At 64.7% G+C, this 17379-nt stretch carries 16 protein-coding genes; 10 read left to right on the top strand and 6 right to left on the bottom strand.

All coding sequences use genetic code 11. From position 1 onward, the window contains the following. Positions 1-71 precede the first annotated feature (71 nt). The 9 genes from IVA87_RS02550 (at position 72) to IVA87_RS02510 (ending at position 8396) form a co-directional block, all read left to right on the top strand. Positions 72-1367 carry a glutamate-5-semialdehyde dehydrogenase gene (locus IVA87_RS02550; RefSeq protein ID WP_247300036.1) on the top strand — a complete coding sequence of 432 codons (1296 nt, stop codon included), beginning with the start codon at positions 72-74 and terminating at the stop codon, positions 1365-1367. Positions 1368-1383: 16 nt separating this feature from the next. Continuing rightward, positions 1384-2028, top strand: coding sequence for a nicotinate-nucleotide adenylyltransferase (locus tag IVA87_RS02545; protein WP_247300034.1), 645 nt, complete (start codon positions 1384-1386; stop codon positions 2026-2028). A gap of 211 nt (positions 2029-2239) precedes the next feature. Then, positions 2240-2596 carry a ribosome silencing factor gene (rsfS, locus tag IVA87_RS02540; RefSeq protein ID WP_247300032.1) on the top strand — a complete coding sequence of 119 codons (357 nt, stop codon included), beginning with the start codon at positions 2240-2242 and terminating at the stop codon, positions 2594-2596. 97 nt (positions 2597-2693) lie between these two features. Further along, positions 2694-3176, top strand: coding sequence for a 23S rRNA (pseudouridine(1915)-N(3))-methyltransferase RlmH (gene rlmH, locus IVA87_RS02535; RefSeq protein ID WP_247281223.1), 483 nt, complete (start codon positions 2694-2696; stop codon positions 3174-3176). 32 nt (positions 3177-3208) lie between these two features. Continuing rightward, a complete protein-coding gene (locus tag IVA87_RS02530; RefSeq protein WP_247300068.1) occupies positions 3209-4531 on the top strand; it encodes a peptidoglycan DD-metalloendopeptidase family protein in 1323 nt (440 codons plus the stop codon). After that, positions 4528-5883 carry a S41 family peptidase gene (locus tag IVA87_RS02525; RefSeq protein WP_247281224.1) on the top strand — a complete coding sequence of 452 codons (1356 nt, stop codon included), beginning with the start codon at positions 4528-4530 and terminating at the stop codon, positions 5881-5883. The genes IVA87_RS02530 and IVA87_RS02525 overlap by 4 nt, the downstream gene beginning before the upstream one ends. Before the next feature lie 144 nt (positions 5884-6027). Further along, complete coding sequence (locus IVA87_RS02520) at positions 6028-7251, top strand: divergent polysaccharide deacetylase family protein (protein WP_247300031.1); 1224 nt, start codon at positions 6028-6030, stop codon at positions 7249-7251. Positions 7252-7327: 76 nt separating this feature from the next. Beyond that, on the top strand, positions 7328-7834 hold the full coding sequence (locus IVA87_RS02515) for an RNA pyrophosphohydrolase (RefSeq protein WP_247300030.1): 507 nt from the start codon (positions 7328-7330) through the stop codon (positions 7832-7834). Positions 7835-7898: 64 nt separating this feature from the next. After that, on the top strand, positions 7899-8396 hold the full coding sequence (locus IVA87_RS02510; protein ID WP_247300029.1) for an RNA pyrophosphohydrolase: 498 nt from the start codon (positions 7899-7901) through the stop codon (positions 8394-8396). Between the two features lie 315 nt (positions 8397-8711). Here IVA87_RS02510 and IVA87_RS02505 read toward each other — a convergent pair whose 3' ends face one another. From IVA87_RS02505 to IVA87_RS02485, 5 genes are all read right to left on the bottom strand, one after another. Further along, on the bottom strand, positions 8712-9119 hold the full coding sequence (locus IVA87_RS02505; RefSeq protein ID WP_247281228.1) for a F0F1 ATP synthase subunit epsilon: 408 nt from the start codon (positions 9117-9119) through the stop codon (positions 8712-8714). Positions 9120-9207: 88 nt separating this feature from the next. Then, positions 9208-10650 carry a F0F1 ATP synthase subunit beta gene (gene atpD, locus IVA87_RS02500; RefSeq protein ID WP_247300028.1) on the bottom strand — a complete coding sequence of 481 codons (1443 nt, stop codon included), beginning with the start codon at positions 10648-10650 and terminating at the stop codon, positions 9208-9210. A gap of 52 nt (positions 10651-10702) precedes the next feature. Further along, complete coding sequence (locus tag IVA87_RS02495) at positions 10703-11578, bottom strand: F0F1 ATP synthase subunit gamma (RefSeq protein WP_247300027.1); 876 nt, start codon at positions 11576-11578, stop codon at positions 10703-10705. Positions 11579-11755: 177 nt separating this feature from the next. Then, positions 11756-13285, bottom strand: coding sequence for a F0F1 ATP synthase subunit alpha (atpA, locus tag IVA87_RS02490; protein ID WP_247300026.1), 1530 nt, complete (start codon positions 13283-13285; stop codon positions 11756-11758). Continuing rightward, positions 13285-13845 carry a F0F1 ATP synthase subunit delta gene (locus IVA87_RS02485; protein ID WP_247300025.1) on the bottom strand — a complete coding sequence of 187 codons (561 nt, stop codon included), beginning with the start codon at positions 13843-13845 and terminating at the stop codon, positions 13285-13287. The genes atpA and IVA87_RS02485 overlap by 1 nt, the downstream gene beginning before the upstream one ends. 630 nt (positions 13846-14475) lie before the next feature. On the opposite strand from IVA87_RS02485, the gene IVA87_RS02480 reads away from it, so the two are divergent. Continuing rightward, positions 14476-14982, top strand: a complete 507-nt coding sequence (locus IVA87_RS02480) for a septal ring lytic transglycosylase RlpA family protein (RefSeq protein ID WP_247300024.1) — start codon at positions 14476-14478, stop codon at positions 14980-14982. A 123-nt stretch (positions 14983-15105) separates the two neighbouring features. Here the strand turns inward: IVA87_RS02480 and IVA87_RS02475 are convergent, their stop codons facing one another. Then, the gene (locus IVA87_RS02475) at positions 15106-17316 is read right to left on the bottom strand and encodes a primosomal protein N' (RefSeq protein WP_247300022.1); all 2211 of its coding nucleotides are present in this window, start codon (positions 17314-17316) and stop codon (positions 15106-15108) included. Between the last annotated feature and the right edge of the window lie 63 nt (positions 17317-17379).

Below are 17379 nucleotides of genomic sequence, written 5' to 3'. Positions count from 1 at the left end.
ATACCGTCCCCGCCCTTCGCAGACGCAGGATTTCCGTGCTAGGACACCGCCTTAGCAGAAGGTTGACTCCCATGGCCGCCCCCCTCAAAGCCGTTGACGGCAATGCCGATCTCCAGGCGCTGATGTCCGATCTCGGTACCCGTGCCCGCGCTGCCGCGCGCGTGCTCGCGCTGGCGCCGCCGGAGCAGAAGAACCGGGCGCTGGAAGCCATTGAGCGGGCGATCCGCGGCAACGCTGCGGCGATCCTCGCCGCCAACGCCGAGGACGTCGCTGAAGCCCGCGCCTCCGGCAACGCGACCTCCTCCTTCATCGACCGCCTGACGCTGACGCCGGCGCGCGTCGAAGGAATGGCCGAGGGCATCAGCACCGTGCGCGGCATTGCCGATCCGATCGGTGTCGTCACCGAGAGCTGGCAGCGGCCGAACGGCCTGACCATCGAGCGCGTGCGCGTGCCGCTCGGCGTCGTCGGCGTGATCTTCGAGAGCCGGCCGAATGTTGCGGCCGATGCCGGCGTGCTGTGCCTGAAGTCCGGCAATGCCGTGATCCTGCGCGGCGGCTCCGACAGTTTCCGCTCCTGCCGCGCCATCCATGAATGCCTCGTGCAAGGCCTGCGCGAAGCCGGCCTGCCCGAAGCCGCGATCACGCTGGTGCCGACGCGCGACCGCGCGGCGGTCGGCATGATGCTGTCAGGATTGAGCGGCGCGATCGACGTGATCGTGCCGCGCGGCGGCAAGAGCCTCGTCGCGCGCGTCGAGCAGGAAGCGCGGGTGCCGGTGTTCGCGCATCTCGAAGGGGTCAATCACGTCTACATCGATGCCAGCGCCGACCTCGCCATGGCAAAATCGATCGTGCTCAACGCCAAAATGCGCCGCACCGGTGTCTGCGGCGCCGCCGAGACGCTGCTGGTCGATCGTGCGGGAGCCGCAAGGAGCCTGAAGCCGCTGGTCGAGATGCTGCTGGACGCCGGCTGCGAAGTGCGCGGCGACGATGCCGTGCAGAAGACCGACGCACGCGTAAAGCCTGCCAGCGAAGACGATTGGGATACTGAATATCTCGACGCGATCATCGCAGCGAAAGTGGTCGACGGCGTCGACGGCGCGATTGCGCACATCCGGAACCACGGCTCGCATCACACCGACGCGATCGTGAGCGCAGACGAGGTCGCCGCCAAGAAGTTCCTGAGCGAGGTCGATTCCGCGATCGTGCTGCACAACGCTTCGACGCAGTTTGCCGATGGCGGCGAGTTCGGCTTCGGCGCGGAGATCGGCATCGCCACCGGCCGCTTCCATGCCCGCGGACCTGTTGGCGCCGAGCAGCTGACGAGCTTCAAATACCGGGTCCTTGGCACCGGGCAGACGCGGCCGTAGCCGCTCGGGGCGGGCATTGAGCAACAATTTCGTCGTGCCGCGTTTTGTGGCGCAAGCGATCCCGCCCTACACCCAGGGCATGCGCGTCGGCCTGCTCGGCGGCTCGTTCAATCCGCCGCACCAGGCCCATCGCGCCATCAGCCAATTCGCGCTCAAGCGATTACAGCTCGATCGCGTCTGGTGGCTGGTGACGCCAGGCAATCCGCTCAAGGAGAACGGCACGCTGCATGAGATCGGCGCGCGCATGCAGGCGGCGCGTGACGTCGCGGCCGATCCCAGGATCGAGGTGAGCTGTCTCGAATCCGTCATTCGCACGCGTTACACTATCGACACGATCAACATCTTGCGCCGCCGTTTGCCCGGCTTGCGCTTTGTCTGGATCATGGGCGCCGACAACCTCGCTCAATTCCACCGTTGGCAGGACTGGCGGCGGATCGCCGCCCAGGTGCCGATTGCGGTCATCGATCGCCCGCCGCAAAGTTTTCGTGCCCTCGCCTCTCCTGCCGCCAAGGCACTGGCGCGCTACCGCTTGCCCGAGAATAAGGCGGCACTGCTTGCGGATCGGCCGGCGCCGGCCTGGGTGTTCCTGACCGGATTGAAGCTGAATCTCTCGTCGACGGGCCTGCGGAACCCGGACGGGAGCTGGAAAGGTACGAAGTGAGAATAGGTACGAAGTGAGACGGAGTGTGTGGATTTGGGGCTCTCTGGCATATTGAAACCCTTAACCCCACATGATGTAGTGTAACCGGTGAGCGCCGGATTCGGCGTTCGCGATACAGTGAAAGGAATGGTCCCTGGCCACATCTGTATTGTCCAAGTCTGTTTTACCCAAGGTTGCTAAGCCTACGCGTAAAACATCGCCCAAAGCTGCCTTGACGGCGCAACCCGACGCCGACAAGACGCTGAGCCTGATCCTCTCCCGCCTCGAGGACATGAAGGCGGAAGAGACGGTCACCATCGACCTTCGCGGCAAATCGGCGTACTCCGACTACATGATCGTTACCACCGGCCGGGTTAACCGGCACGTTGGCGCGATCGCGGAAAACGTCACCAAAAGCCTCAAGGAAAACGGCATCAAGAACATCCATGTCGAGGGCTTGCCCAATTGCGACTGGGTGCTGATCGATTCCGGCGACGTGATCGTGCACGTGTTCAGACCCGAGGTCCGCGAGTTCTACAATCTCGAGCGATTGTACACGCAGGGCCCAGGGGCGGCGAAGGCGATCTAGAGGCCTGACGAGCCGATTTCGAATCGGCTGACGCGCATGCTAGCGTCGTGCGCGCGTCTGATGCGCGCGACCTTGAAAACACGACGCTGAAGCTACCATGCGTGTTGCTGTCATTGCGGTGGGCCGGCTGAAGCAGGGCCCCGAACGGGAGCTTGCCGACCGTTATTTCGAGCGGTTCGCCGAGGCCGGCCGCAAGCTCGGATTTCGCGACCTCTCGATTTACGAACTTGCGGAGAGCCGGGCGCGCGACGCAGCAACGCGGATGGCTGAAGAGGCCGCGGCGATCTCGGCCCATATTCCGGAGAAGGCGGTCCTGGTGGCGCTGGACGAGCGCGGTCAGAATCTGGACTCCACCGTATTCGCACGGCATCTGGCGCGCTGGCGGGACGAAGGCGCCGGACATACTATCTTCGTGATCGGAGGGGCGGACGGACTTTCGCCCGAATTGCGCCGTAAGGCCAAGCTCGCGATCGCGTTCGGCTCTGCGACCTGGCCGCACCAAATGGTCCGCGTCATGCTTCTGGAACAGCTTTATAGGGCCGCCACCATTCTGGCCGGCCACCCCTATCACCGCGCGTGATGCGCGCCACAACGAGCACCTTTGCCGACGAGATGCGTGCGCCGATTCTCAACCTACTGCTGATCACTGGCCTCGCAGGCACAAGCCTCGCGCACGCTCAGACGGCGACGCCGCCGCAGACCGCGGCTGTCTCGCCCGATGTAATCAAGCAGCGCGAGCAGGAGCTCGAGGCCGCGCGCGCCAGGCAGAAGAGCGCGGAGGAAGCGCAGGCCAAGCTCAAGGCCGAGATCACCGCGCTCGGCCAGGACCGCACTCAACTCAATCAGCAGCTGATCGACACCGCCGCCAATGTGCGCACCGTCGAGACCAAGATCGACGAAGCCGAAGCCCGGCTGCGGACCCTGAACGGCCGCGAGCAACAGCTGCGCGCCTCGCTCGATTCGCGCCGCGCCGACATCGTCGAAGTGCTGGCCGCCTTGCAGCGCGCCGGAAGGCGCACGCCACCCGCGCTGCTGGTGCGCCCCGAAGATGCGCTGCAGTCGCTGCGCACCGCGATGCTGCTGGGCGCCGTCGTGCCGGAGTTGCGCGGCCGCGCCGAGAAGATCGCCGGCGACCTCGGCGAGCTCGTCGCCCTGCGCAAGAACATCGCCACCGAACGCGACCAGCTCGCCCTCGACCGCGACCGGGTCCGCAACGACCAGAGCCGGCTCACTGCTTTGGTCGACGAGCGGCAGCGCCTGCAAGCGGCGCGGGAAAAGGATCTCGACGCCGAGAATTCGCGCGCGATCATGCTGTCAAAGCAGGTCGGCGATCTCCAGGGCCTGATCGCCAAGATGGAGCAGGATCTGCAAAGCGCCGCCAAGGCCGCTGAGAAGGCGGCCGAGGCGGCAAGGCAGGCCGAGGCGAAGGCGGCCGCCAGCGCCAAGTCCGGCCCGGGCGCTTTCAAGGACCGGTCCCGGACCACGCCCGCGATGGCCTTCGCGTCGGCCAAGGGGCTCCTGCCTCTTCCGGTTAATGGTAACAAGATCAGGGACTTTGGTGGTTCCGACGGGATCGGCGGGGTCCAGAAGGGCATTTCACTGGCCACCAAGCCGGGCTCTCAGGTCACAACGCCGTGTGACGGCTGGGTGGTCTATGCCGGCCCCTTCCGCAGCTATGGACAACTCTTGATCCTCAATGCCGGGGGCGGGTATCATGTCCTGATCGCCGGGATGGAGCGCATTTCGGTCAACATCGGACAGTTTGTGCTCACGGGGGAGCCGGTCGCGACCATGGGGTCGACCTCTCAGGTCGCCTCCATTCTCGCCACGAACGCGAGTCAACCTGTGCTGTATGTCGAGTTCCGTAAAGACGGCACTCCAATCGATCCAGGCCCATGGTGGGCCGCAAATGAAGGCGAGAAGGTTCGCGGATGATGCGCAAGACTTCAGTAATCCTCCTCAGCGCGGCCACTGGCGCGGCGCTGACGCTGTTCGTGACCCAGCCGCGCGCCGTGTTCATGGGCTCCAGCGCGCGAGCCGCCACCGCGGACACCTATCGCCAGCTGAATCTGTTCGGCGACGTCTTCGAGCGCGTGCGCTCCGACTATGTCGAGAAGCCCGACGACACCAAGCTGATCGAATCCGCGATCAGCGGCATGCTCACCGGCCTCGATCCGCATTCGAGCTACATGGACGCCAAGAGCTTCCGTGACATGCAGGTGCAGACCCGGGGCGAGTTCGGCGGCCTCGGCATCGAGGTCACGATGGAAGACGGCCTGATCAAGGTGGTCTCGCCGATCGACGACACACCGGCTTCGCGCGCCGGCATCATGGCCAACGACATCATCACCAATCTCGACGACGAGGCGGTGCAGGGCCTGACCCTGAACCAGGCGGTCGAGAAGATGCGCGGTCCGGTCAACACCAAGATCAAGCTCAAGATCATCCGCAAGGGCCAGGACAATCCGCTCGACGTCACCTTGGTGCGCGACAACATCCGCGTGCGCTCGGTGCGCGCGCGCGTCGAAGCCGATGACATCGCCTATATCCGCATTACCACCTTCAACGAGCAGACCACCGAAGGCCTGAAGCGCGAGATCGGCAATCTCTCGAACCAGATCGGCGACAAGCTGAAGGGCTACATTATAGATCTCCGAAACAATCCGGGCGGCCTGCTGGAGGAAGCGGTCACCGTCTCCGACTCCTTCCTGGAGAAGGGCGAGATCGTGTCGACCCGCGGCCGCAATGCTGAGGAGACCCAGCGCCGTACCGCGCATGCGGGCGACCTCACCAAGGGCAAGCCGGTCATCGTGCTGGTCAATGGCGGCTCGGCGTCGGCCTCCGAGATCGTCGCCGGCGCGCTGCAGGACCACAAGCGGGCGACAATCGTCGGCACACGCTCGTTCGGCAAGGGCTCGGTGCAGACCATCATTCCGCTCGGAAGCGGCAACGGCGCACTGCGCCTGACCACCGCGCGCTACTACACGCCGTCGGGCAAGTCGATCCAGGCCAAGGGCATCGTGCCCGACATCGAAGTGCTTCAGGACGTGCCGGACGAGCTGAAGTCCCGCACCGACACCAAGGGTGAGGCGTCGCTGCGCGGCCACCTCAAGAACGATGGCGACGAGAAGACCGGCTCGCAGTCCTACGTCCCGCCGGACGCCAAGGACGACAAGGCGCTCAAGCTTGCCGACGATTTGCTCCACGGCATCAAGAACAGCGCCTCGGCCGCGCCGACGCCGGGCGGCGACAAGGCCGCCGCCGACAAGCCCAAAGCGGCGAACTAGAATCGGCGCACACGAACTTCTTGCAAAGGGCGGCTGCAAAAGCCGCCCTTTTTGCTTGGAACTCCCGATGCCCCCGGCCGATCCCGGCCTGCCGCCGCTTGACCTCGGCGTGGTATCGTCGTTGCGAGTGATTCGGGATCGCGCATGACTGAAACGGCCGATGATCTGAGCGCCCCGCTCGGACAGGATAAGCCGCGCCGCAAACGCCGGCTGCGGCTGCCGTTCACGGCCATGCAGCTGCTTGCCGTCCTGCTTTTCCTGTTCCTGGTCACCTTTGCCGGCTTCGCCATCTTCAACAAAGATCCGCTCGGCGGCGAGCCGATGATGCGGATCGCGATCCACGAGCCCAAGACAACGGACAAGGCTATCGAAGAGAAGCCGGCCGCCGCCGGCCATGGTCATGACAGCCAGCACGAGGCCAAGGAGACGGCGAAGCAGGCCGCTCCCAGTGAGCAGAAGACCGTCACCATGATCGACGGTTCGACCGGCGCACGCCATGACGTGGTGATCGGCGCTGGCGAGGCCACCGACAAAGGCGGGGCGGCTTCGGCACCGCCTCCTGTCATGGCCGGGATCGAACCAAAACTGCTGGAGAAGTCGCGCTACGGCATGATCCCGGTGGTCGCCGGGGACTTGAAGCCGTTCAACGTCTACGCGGCCGATGCTGACCGCGCCAAAGCTGCAAAGATGCCGGTGGTCGCCATCGTGATCGGCGGCCTCGGGGTTGGTGCCGCCAAGACCACCGATGCGATCATGAAGCTGCCGCCCGCGGTGACGCTGGCCTTCACACCCTACGGGTCAGACCCTGGCAAGCTTGCCGAGCGGGCCCGCGCCCAGCGCCACGAGGTCTTCCTTCAGATCCCGATGGAGCCCTATGACTTCCCCGACAACGATCCCGGGCCGCAAACATTGCTGACCTCGCTCAGCACTGATCAGAACATGGACCGCCTGTACTGGCACCTGAGCCGGATGCAAGGCTATGCCGGCCTCGCCAATTTCATGGGCGCCCGCTTCATCGCGACCGAGCCGGCGATGCAGCCGATCATCCGCGAGGCGGCCAAGCGCGGGCTCGGCTTCTTCGACGACGGCTCCTCACCCCGCAGCATCGCGTCCCAAGCCGCGGCCAACCAGGCGATGCCGTTCGGCAAGGGCGACATCGCGATCGACGTGGTGCCGACGCCGACCGAGATCGACCGCGCCCTGAACAAGCTCGAAGCGACGGCGCGCGAGCGCGGCGCCGCCATCGGCACGGCCTCGGCCCTGCCGGTCTCGATTGAGCGCATCGCTGCCTGGACCAAGTCGCTGGGCGACCGGGGTATCCTTTTGGTGCCATTGACAACCGCGATGCTGAAATCAAAATCCAGCTAAATCAACGGATTGGTACGGCACGGGTCCTCGCGGGGCCACTTGAGTGCTACCGACGGCATGCGAGAGGTCTGGCCGAATGGCGCGTTACGAGGATCTGCCCTACCGGACCTGCGTCGGCGTGATGCTGATCAATCCGAAAGGCCTGGTGTTCATCGGGCGCCGCGCCGGCGGCATCGAACATGTCGACGACACCCATGTCTGGCAGATGCCGCAAGGAGGCGTCGATCCCGGTGAGGACACTTGGGAAGCCGCCAAGCGCGAGCTCTATGAAGAGACCAGCGTACGCTCGGTCGAGCGGCTCGGCGAGGTGCCGGACTGGCTCACTTACGACATTCCGCGCACGGTGGCCGGACGCACCTGGAAGGGCCGCTACCGCGGCCAGCGCCAGAAATGGTTCGCGGTGCGCTTCACCGGCAAGGACAGCGAGATCAATGTCGAAAAGCCCGGCGGCGGCGGCCACAAGGCCGAGTTCGTGAGCTGGCGCTGGGAGCCGATGAAGAACCTCCCAGGCTTGATCATCCCGTTCAAGCGTCCGGTCTATGAACGCGTGGTGAAGGAATTTTCCGCGCTGGCGGATCAATAATTCGAGTTGCCGTTCCAGGTTCGGTGCTAATCCATCGCGCGGAGTGACTACGAAAGATGCACGCGTGACGGAAAAGCCCTACCGCCCAAATGTGGGCATCGCCCTGTTCAACGCCGATGGCCGCGTGCTGATCGGCCACCGCTTCAAGGGCGATGGGCCCGAGATCATCCTGCCGGGCCTCGACTGGCAGATGCCGCAGGGCGGCGTCGATGAGGGCGAGAACCTGCGCGATGCGGCGATGCGCGAGCTCTGGGAGGAGACCAACGTCGTCAGCGTCGACTATCTCGGCGAGACCGACTGGTTCACCTACGAATTCCCACCTTACGACGGACCGCAGACGCACCGGCTGGCGAAATTCCGTGGCCAGCGCCAAAAATGGTTCGCGCTGCGCTTCACCGGCCGTGACGACGAGATCGATCCGCTGACGCCGCGCAACGGCCAGCCGGCGGAATTCGACGCCTGGCGCTGGGAGCGCCTCGACCGCGTCGCCGACCTCGTGGTCCCGTTCCGCCGCGACGTCTACCGCGCCGTGGCACGGCAGTTCGCGGGGTTCGGAAACTAAAACTGCGAAAACAACCCCATGCACAGTAGCCGAGCACCGCCGGCGCAATGCGCTGTGGTTGGTGCGAAGCCTTTGAAGCGTCGGATAGAATCGGCGGCAAAGCGCAATCGAATGGTGAAGGTGCCGACATCGGCGCCATCGCCGCGCGGCGCTCCGCGGCTCATCGGTGCCTTCGCCATTTGCGTCGGCATTGGGCCAGCTCAATTAGGCGCGCACGGCACGGTGCATCAAAGCTTCAGCGCCCGCCACGGATGTGACGAGCGCTGAAGCTGTTCACGAATTCTAGGCTTGAGCCCCGGAGCGGTGCCCCGGGGCTTAGTGCATAGCCGTGGAGTTGAGCTGGTGCTGGATGCTCTTGAAGTGGTCCAGCCGCTCGATGGCGTGATCGAGCTCGCTGCCTTCGTGCTCCTTCAGATTCTCTTCCATCTCCGCGATCGTCTCGGCGAACTGCGCACGATCGAGCTCGGCCAGCGACGTCGCGACGTCGGCGAGCACGGTCAGGCCCCTTTCGGAGACTTCGGCAAGGCCGCCGAGCACGATGACCTTCTCGTGCCTGCCGCCGGTGGTCACGGTGAGAATGCCGGGGCGGATCGCAGCGACGACCGGCGCATGTCCTGCCAGCACGCCGAAGTCACCCTCGACGCCGGGGATGTCGACCTGGTCGACCTCGCCCGAGAAGGCGAGCTTTTCCGGAGAGACGAGGTCGAAGTGAAAGGTGGCCATGAGAAACCTTGCGAATGGTGAGTAGCGAATAGCGAGTGGCGAAGAGAGCAGCGCTTCTATTCGCTACTCCCTATTCGCCATTCGCGCCTTAGGCCGCCTCGGCCGCCAGCTTCTTGCCCTTCTCGACGGCTTCTTCGATGGTGCCGACCATGTAGAAGGCAGCTTCCGGCAGGTGGTCGTACTTGCCTTCCACCAGGCCCTTGAAGCCCTTGATGGTGTCGGCGAGGTCGACGAACTTGCCCGGCGAACCCGTGAAGATTTCGGCGACGTGGAACGGCTGCGACAGGAAGCGCTCGATCTTGCGGGCGCGGGCCACCGTCAGCTTGTCCTCTTCCGAGAGCTCGTCCATGCCGAGAATGGCGATGATGTCCTGCAGCGACTTGTAGCGCTGCAGCACCTGCTGGACCTGGCGCGCGGTGTCGTAGTGCTCCTGACCGACGACGAGCGGCGAGAGCATGCGCGAGGTCGAGTCGAGCGGGTCGACCGCGGGGTAGATGCCCTTTTCCGAGATCGCGCGCGACAGCACGGTGGTGGCGTCCAAATGCGCGAACGAGGTCGCAGGCGCCGGGTCGGTCAAGTCATCGGCCGGCACGTAGATGGCCTGCACCGAGGTGATCGAGCCCTTCTGCGTGGTGGTGATGCGCTCCTGCAGCGCGCCCATATCGGTGGCGAGCGTCGGCTGATAACCCACCGCCGAAGGAATACGGCCGAGCAGCGCCGACACTTCCGAGCCGGCCTGCGTAAAGCGGAAGATGTTGTCGACGAAGAACAGCACGTCCTGGCCCTGGTCGCGGAAGTGCTCGGCGACAGTCAGACCAGTGAGGCCGACGCGGGCGCGGGCGCCCGGCGGCTCGTTCATCTGGCCGAACACCAGCGCGCATTTCGACTTCACGCTCGGATCCGGATTGTGCGGATCGGCGTTGACCTTGGATTCGATGAACTCGTGATAGAGGTCGTTGCCCTCGCGGGTCCGCTCGCCGACGCCGGCGAACACGGAGTAACCGCCGTGCGCCTTGGCGACGTTGTTGATCAGCTCCTGAATCAGCACGGTCTTGCCGACGCCGGCGCCGCCGAACAGGCCGATCTTGCCGCCCTTCGCATAGGGGGCCAAGAGATCGACGACCTTGATGCCGGTGACGAGAATTTCAGCTTCGGTCGACTGGTCGGTGTAGGTGGGCGCTTCCTGGTGGATGGCGCGCTTGCCTTCCGCCTGGATCGGGCCGGCTTCGTCGATCGGCTCGCCGATCACGTTCATGATGCGCCCGAGCGTGCCGGCGCCCACCGGAACCGCGATCGGCTGGCCGGTGTCGGTCACTTCCTGGCCGCGCACCAGACCTTCGGTCACGTCCATCGCGATCGTGCGCACGGTGGACTCGCCGAGATGCTGCGCAACTTCGAGTACCAGACGGATATTGCCGTTCTTGGTTTCCAGCGAATTGAGAATGGCCGGGAGGTGGCCTTCGAACTGAACGTCGACGACGGCGCCCATGACCTGGGTGACGCGACCGACCGGGTTAGCTGCTGTAGCCATGAAGCTCTCCTTCGAAATTCTGTACTTGAACGACCGTCGTTTAATTGGTGCGTCAGAGCGCCTCGGCGCCGGAGATGATCTCGATCAGCTCCTTGGTGATCTGGGCTTGACGGGTTCGGTTGTAGATCTGGGTTTGCTTGCGGATCATTTCACCGGCGTTGCGGGTGGCGTTGTCCATCGAGCTCATCTGCGCGCCGTAGAACGAGGCATTGTTTTCGAGCAGCGCGCGGAAGATCTGCACCGCGATATTGCGCGGCAAGAGGCGGGAGAGGAGTTCGTCCTCCTCCGGCTCGTATTCGTAGGATGTCACCGGCGCGTTCGCCGCCTTTTCTTCCACGGTCAGCGGAATGATCTGCTGGGCGGTCGGGATCTGCGCGATCACCGAACGGAAGCGCGCGTAGAACAGCGTGCAGACGTCGAACTCGCCGTTGTCGAAACGCGCCAGCACCTTCTTGGCGATGTCCTCGGCATTGACGAAGCCGAGCTGGCGGACGCTGCGCAGATCCATGTGCTCGACGATCTGCTTATCGAACAGGCGACGAAGTTGCTCATAGCCCTTGCGGCCGACGCAGAAGAATTTCACTTCCTTGCCTTGCGCGATCAACGCCTGCGCGCGCTCGCGCGCCAGGCGCACGATCGAGGAGTTGAAGGCGCCGGACAGGCCGCGCTCACCGGTGCAGACGAGCAGCAGGTGAACCTGGTCCTTGCCGGTGCCGGCCAGCAATGCCGGCGCGCCGGGCGAGCCCGCGGCGGCGCTGGCGATATTGGCGATCACCGCGCCCATCTTGTCGGCATAGGGCCGCGCCGCCTCGGCCGCTTGCTGGGCGCGGCGCAATCTCGACGCCGCGACCATCTGCATGGCCTTGGTGATCTTTTGCGTCGCCTTGGTGGAGGCGATGCGGACGCGCATGTCTTTAAGTGACGCCATTCTTCGTTCACCCCGGCGGTTCGAGCCTTACGGTCAAGCCGCTAGCCTATCCCAGTCGTCATGCCCGGGCTCGTCCCGGGCATCCACGTCTTCATAAACCACGCGAAAGGCGTGGATTGGCCGGGACTTCAGATGCGAAGACGCGCTTCGCGCCTTAGCCCGGCCCTGACGGCCTTCTTATGCGAAAGACTTCGCGTAGCCCTCGACCACCGACTTCAGCTTGGCAGCGGTATCGTCGGAGAGATCGCGGCTGTCGCGGATCGTGTTGAGGATGTCGACGTGCTTGCCGCGCAGCAGCGAGAGCAGGCCGTCCTCGAACGCGCGCACCTTGTTGAGCGGCAGCGGATCGAGATAGCCGTTGGTGCCGGCCCAGATCACGCAGACCTGCTCTTCCATCTTCAGCGGCGAGAACTGCGGCTGCTTCAGGAGTTCGGTGAGACGCGAGCCGCGGTTGAGCAGGCGCTGGGTCGAGGCGTCGAGGTCGGAGCCGAACTGCGCGAACGCCGCCATTTCGCGGTACTGCGCGAGCTCGCCCTTGATCTTGCCGGCGACCTTCTTGGTGGCCTTGGTCTGCGCCGAGGAGCCGACGCGCGACACCGACAGACCAACGTTCACGGCGGGGCGGATGCCCTGGAAGAACAGATCGGTTTCCAGGAAGATCTGGCCATCGGTGATCGAGATGACGTTGGTCGGAATGTAGGCCGACACGTCGTTGGCCTGGGTTTCGATCACCGGCAGCGCGGTCAGCGAGCCCGAGCCCTGGTCCTTGTTCAGCTTCGCCGCGCGCTCGAGCAGGCGGGAGTGCAGATAGAACACGTCACCCGGATAGGCTTCGCGGCCCGGCGGGCGGCGCAGCAGCAGCGACATCTGGCGGTATGCGACGGCCTGCTTGGACAGATCGTCATAGATGATGACCGCGTGCATGCCGTTGTCGCGGAAGTACTCGCCCATGGTGCAGCCGGTGAACGGCGCAATGTACTGCATCGGTGCCGGATCCGAGGCGGTGGCGGCGACGACGATCGAGTATTCGAGCGCGCCCTGCTCTTCCAGCACCTTCACGAACTGGGCAACGGTCGAACGCTTCTGGCCGACCGCGACGTAGACGCAGTACAGCTTGATGTTCTCGTCCGGCTGCGCGTTGAGCGGCTTCTGGTTCAGGATGGTGTCGAGCGCGATCGCGGTCTTGCCGGTCTGGCGGTCGCCGATGATCAGCTCGCGCTGACCGCGGCCGATCGGGATCAGCGCGTCGATCGCCTTGAGGCCGGTCGCCATCGGTTCGTTCACCGACTTGCGCGGAATGATGCCGGGCGCCTTGACGTCGACGCGCATGCGCTTGTCGGCCTGGATCGGACCCTTGCCGTCGATCGGGTTACCCAGCGCGTCGACGACGCGACCGAGCAGGCCCTTGCCGACCGGCGCGTCCACGATGGCGCGAGTACGCTTGACGGTCTGGCCTTCCTTGATCTCGCGGTCGGCACCGAAAATAACGACACCGACGTTGTCGGTCTCCAGATTCAGCGCCATGCCGCGGGTGCCGTTCTCGAACTCGACCATTTCACCGGCCTGGACGTTGTCCAGACCGTAGACGCGAGCGATACCGTCGCCGACGGACAGCACCTGTCCGACTTCGGAGACTTCAGCTTCCTGGCCGAAATTCTTGATCTGGTCCTTGAGGATCGCGGAAATTTCCGCGGCGCGGATGTCCATCAGCCTGCCTCTTTCATCGCGTGCTTGATCGAATTGAGTTTGGTGCGAAGCGAACTATCCACCATGCGGCTGCCCAGCTTGACGACAAGGCCACCGATGATCGAGGGATCGACTTTCACGTTCAGCGCGACGTCCTTGCCGGTCACCGACTTCAGGGCAACCTTGAGGGCGTCGAGATTCTTGCCCGAGAGCGTTTCCGCGACGGTGACATCGGCCGTCGTCTCGCCCTTGAACTTGGCGACGAGGGCGCGGTAGGCGCGGATGACGTCCGACACCGCGAACAGGCGGCGATTGGCGGTCAGCACCTTCAGGAAATTGGCGGAGATGCCGGCGATGCCGGCCTTGGTCAGGACGGCCGACAAGGCCCTGGACTGGGTGTCAGCCGCGAACACCGGGCTGCGGACGAGGCGATTGAGATCGGCGCTCTCGGTCAGCAGGGCCTCGAATTTCTCAAGATCGGCTTTGACTTCGTCGACCACTTTCTGGTCGCGGGCCAGTTCGAACAAGGCCGTTGCATAACGGCCGGACACACCGGAAACGGACGTATCTTCTGCAGCCACAGACGCGCTCTTTTTGCTGTCAAACTCGCAAGGGAAAAACCGTCGCCACGAAGCGGCGCCTAGCGATCCAAGCCCTTGGAATTCAAGCGGGACTTCGATTTTTCGACCAACACGGGAGGTGCCGGGCTCGTTAAAATCGCGGCTTTGCTAACATAGCAGGCGCGCAGGTGCAACATGACGCCAAATTAAAGGCACGAGGATCTGTCGCCAGTTCGTCGCACGCCACGACGACGTGACGATGAGCTCACGGAATTGCCGTGAGTCTCGCAGCAGCTCGGCACCCGTTGGTTCCTGCCCTCAGCGCATAGCCGCCATGAACACGGATCGCTGAGGCGTGAATCCCGCCGCGTCAGTTCCGTTCGCTGAATACTTACCCAATTCTAAATAGCGGCGGAAATGACTTCATTTTACAGTATTCGCAAGTAATCATCTAGTTAATGAATCGTTAAAGCATAGGATTACGGAACACCGCCTGAATACCGGCACAGGTAACAAGATGTTTCATGACGACACAGAGCGGATTTACTGCCCAATTCACGCCGCATTGCGAAAGGAAACGCCATACCGCTCACAAACTGATGGGGGCTCCACTAGCCACATATGTGGCAATACTAGCTTAGGGACCACTAAATGCTGTCTTTGAAGACGCTGGGCTTTGCGACCCGGCCGCGCACGGCGATCGCATTCGTTGCCGCAACTCTCTTCATCGGTGGAACTGCCACCGAGGCTTCCGCGAAATCCAGACATCACCGGCATCACCATCATCATCACCGCCACCACGCCCAGAACGATACCAACGCGAGCTCCGATTGGCGCAACGCCAATGCGTCGGTGACGCCGTCGTCGGGCACGGGCCGCAGCTTCTCCGGCATGGCCTCCTATTATGGCAACGAATCCGGCAGCAAGACTGCTTCGGGCCAGCGCTTCAACCAGAACGCCATGACCGCCGCGCATCGTTCGCTGCCGTTCGGCACCAAGCTGCGCGTCACCCATGGCGGACAGAGCGTCATCGTCACCATCAATGACCGCGGCCCGTTCATTCGTGGCCGCGTGCTCGACCTCTCCACCGGCGCTGCCCGCGCCATCGGCCTGACCGGCGCCGGCGTCGGCCGCGTCACCGCGGAAGTCGTCTCCTAACGCGCGAACCAGCGCCTCATCTCAGCCGCGCAGTTTTCATCAGTTTGATGCGCGCATGAAACAAGCCCGCGGTCTTGGGGGACCGCAGGCTTTTTTTTACGTTCTGTCATTCCGGGGCAAATCCTACAAAAAGCTCTGCGGATCGACGTCGACCTCGAGCTTGAGATTGCCCGTCGGCTTCGGGCACACGGCGAGCCAGTTCCGCAGATAATCCGACAGATCGAAGCCGCGCGCCGATTTCACCAGGATGCGGAAGCGATAGCGGCCCTTGATGACCGCGAGCGGTGCTTCCGCCGGCCCCAGCACCACCACGCGCTCGTCTCGTGGCGCCAGCGCCACCAGGCGGCGGCCAAAGCCTTCCGCGCTCGGCCGGTCGCCTGCCGAGATGATCAGGCTGGCGAGCCGGCCGAACGGCGGATAGAGCGTCTTCTCGCGCAGGTCGATCTCGCTGTCGTAAAAGGCCTCGCGGTCGCAGGCGATCAGCGCCTTCATCACGGGATGATCGGGCTGGTGGGTCTGGAGATAGCCGACGCCGCGGCCCTGCTCGCGTCCGGCGCGGCCTATCACCTGGTTGAGCAATTGCCAGGTGCGCTCTGCCGCGCGCGGGTCGCCGTTGGAGAGGCCGAGATCCGCATCGACCACGCCGACCAGATTAAGCCGCGGGAAATTGTGACCCTTCGCGACGAGCTGCGTGCCGATGATGATGTCGACACGGCCCTCCGCGATCTCGGCAAGCTCGCTGCGCATCGTCTCGATCGAGGTGATGAGATCGCTCGACAGCACCATGGTGCGCGCGTCCGGGAACAGCGCGGCCGCCTCCTCCTGCAAGCGCTCGACACCTGGGCCGACGGCGACCAGCGATTCCTCCGCAGAACAGTTCGGGCAGACGTGCGGGCGCGGCATCGAGAAGCCGCAGTGATGACAGACGAGGCGCTGACGAAAGCGGTGATCGACCAGCCAGGCGTCGCAGATGGTGCAGGCGAAGCGATGGCCGCAGGCACGGCACAGCGTCAGCGGCGCATAGCCGCGGCGATTGAGGAACAAGAGCGCCTGCTCACGCCGCTCGATCGCGGTCTTGATCTCGCCCGCGAGCCGGGGCGAGATGAAGCGGCCACGCGCCGGCGGCTCGCGGCGGAGATCGATCGCCTCGATATGCGGCATGTGCTGCCCGCCGAAGCGCGCGGGCAGCGCGATGCGCTGATAGCGGTTCTTGCGCGCGTTGACCTCGGACTCGACCGAAGGCGTCGCGGAGGCCAGCACGACCGGTATTTTGGCGATATGCGCGCGCACCACCGCCATGTCGCGGGCGTGGTAATGCACGCCCTCGTCCTGCTTGTAGGCCTGGTCGTGCTCTTCGTCGACGATGATGAGGCCGAGATCGGCATAAGGCAGGAACAGCGCCGAGCGCGCGCCGACCACGACCGGTGCGCTGCCGGCGGAGATCGCCGCCCAATTGCGCGCGCGGGTGCGCGGCGTCAGCTCCGAATGCCATTCCAGCGGCCGAACGCCGAAGCGCTGCGCGAAGCGGTCGAGGAACTGGCCGGTGAGCGCAATCTCCGGCATCAGGATCAGCGACTGTTTTCCGCGACGAATGGCTTCCGCGACCGCCTCGAAATAAACCTGTGTCTTGCCCGAGCCGGTGACGCCGTCGAGCAGCGCGACGTGGAAGGTGCCGTTGGCCGCGAGCGCGCGCATCGTATCGACCGCCGCGCGTTGGAGCGGTGCGAAATCCGGCCGGCCAAAATCCGGATCGGGTGCTGGCGGCGGCGGAGGCGGCGGCATCGGTTCGACCGTGAGCGTGCCTTCGTCGACGAGGCCGTCGATCACGCCCGCCGAGACGCCCGCTTCCTTGGCGGCCTCGGACTTGCCGTGCAGCAGCCGGTCCGACAACACCGCGATCAGGCGCTGCCGCGCCGGCGTCAGGCGCTTCGGCGGATCGCCGACCAGGCGCACGCCGGCGCGCATCCGTTCAGGGCCGAGATTTTCGCCCATGCGCAGGCACATGCGCAGCACCATGCCGCGCGGGCTCAGCGTGTAATTGGCGACCCAATCGACGACCGCGCGCAGCTCGCCCTTCAACGGCGGGATGTCGAGCTTCTCGCTGACGTCCTTGAGACGGTTATGCAGGCGCGGATCGGGATTGGCGTTTTCGGCCCAGACCACGGCCAGTACCTCGCGCGCCCCGAGCGGCACGCCGACGAGATCGCCGGCCTTCAGCTCCATCCCGCGCGGCACCTTGTAGGAATAGGTCTGGTCGAGCGCGACCGGCACCAGCACGTCGACCATAGGGGTCGCGGTGGCGGGGGCGGACGTGCTGCGCGGCGAATGATCCATGAACTGGCTTGGGGGGAGAATCGGAACCTAGGACGTCTCAAGGCTAGCGCCCTGGGGCGGCCT

Origin of the sequence: Bradyrhizobium sp. 147 (genome assembly GCF_023073935.1) — a bacterium.
GTDB lineage: Bacteria > Pseudomonadota > Alphaproteobacteria > Rhizobiales > Xanthobacteraceae > Bradyrhizobium.
Note: the sequence above shows the minus strand (reverse complement) of the source record. Positions and strands in the feature narration are given on the sequence as shown.

Excerpts from the sequence above, each read along its gene's own strand:
- IVA87_RS02550 (WP_247300036.1), top strand. The coding sequence starts at position 72 with ATGGCCGCCCCCCTCAAAGCCGTTGACGGCAATGCCGATCTCCAGGCG.
- rlmH (WP_247281223.1), top strand. The coding sequence starts at position 2,694 with ATGCGTGTTGCTGTCATTGCGGTGGGCCGGCTGAAGCAGGGCCCCGAA.
- IVA87_RS02530 (WP_247300068.1), top strand. The coding sequence starts at position 3,209 with ATGCGTGCGCCGATTCTCAACCTACTGCTGATCACTGGCCTCGCAGGC.
- IVA87_RS02525 (WP_247281224.1), top strand. The coding sequence starts at position 4,528 with ATGATGCGCAAGACTTCAGTAATCCTCCTCAGCGCGGCCACTGGCGCG.
- IVA87_RS02520 (WP_247300031.1), top strand. The coding sequence starts at position 6,028 with ATGACTGAAACGGCCGATGATCTGAGCGCCCCGCTCGGACAGGATAAG.
- IVA87_RS02515 (WP_247300030.1), top strand. The coding sequence starts at position 7,328 with ATGGCGCGTTACGAGGATCTGCCCTACCGGACCTGCGTCGGCGTGATG.
- IVA87_RS02505 (WP_247281228.1), bottom strand. The coding sequence starts at position 9,119 with ATGGCCACCTTTCACTTCGACCTCGTCTCTCCGGAAAAGCTCGCCTTC.
- atpD (WP_247300028.1), bottom strand. The coding sequence starts at position 10,650 with ATGGCTACAGCAGCTAACCCGGTCGGTCGCGTCACCCAGGTCATGGGC.
- IVA87_RS02495 (WP_247300027.1), bottom strand. The coding sequence starts at position 11,578 with ATGGCGTCACTTAAAGACATGCGCGTCCGCATCGCCTCCACCAAGGCG.
- atpA (WP_247300026.1), bottom strand. The coding sequence starts at position 13,285 with ATGGACATCCGCGCCGCGGAAATTTCCGCGATCCTCAAGGACCAGATC.
- IVA87_RS02480 (WP_247300024.1), top strand. The coding sequence starts at position 14,476 with ATGCTGTCTTTGAAGACGCTGGGCTTTGCGACCCGGCCGCGCACGGCG.
- IVA87_RS02475 (WP_247300022.1), bottom strand. The coding sequence starts at position 17,316 with ATGGATCATTCGCCGCGCAGCACGTCCGCCCCCGCCACCGCGACCCCT.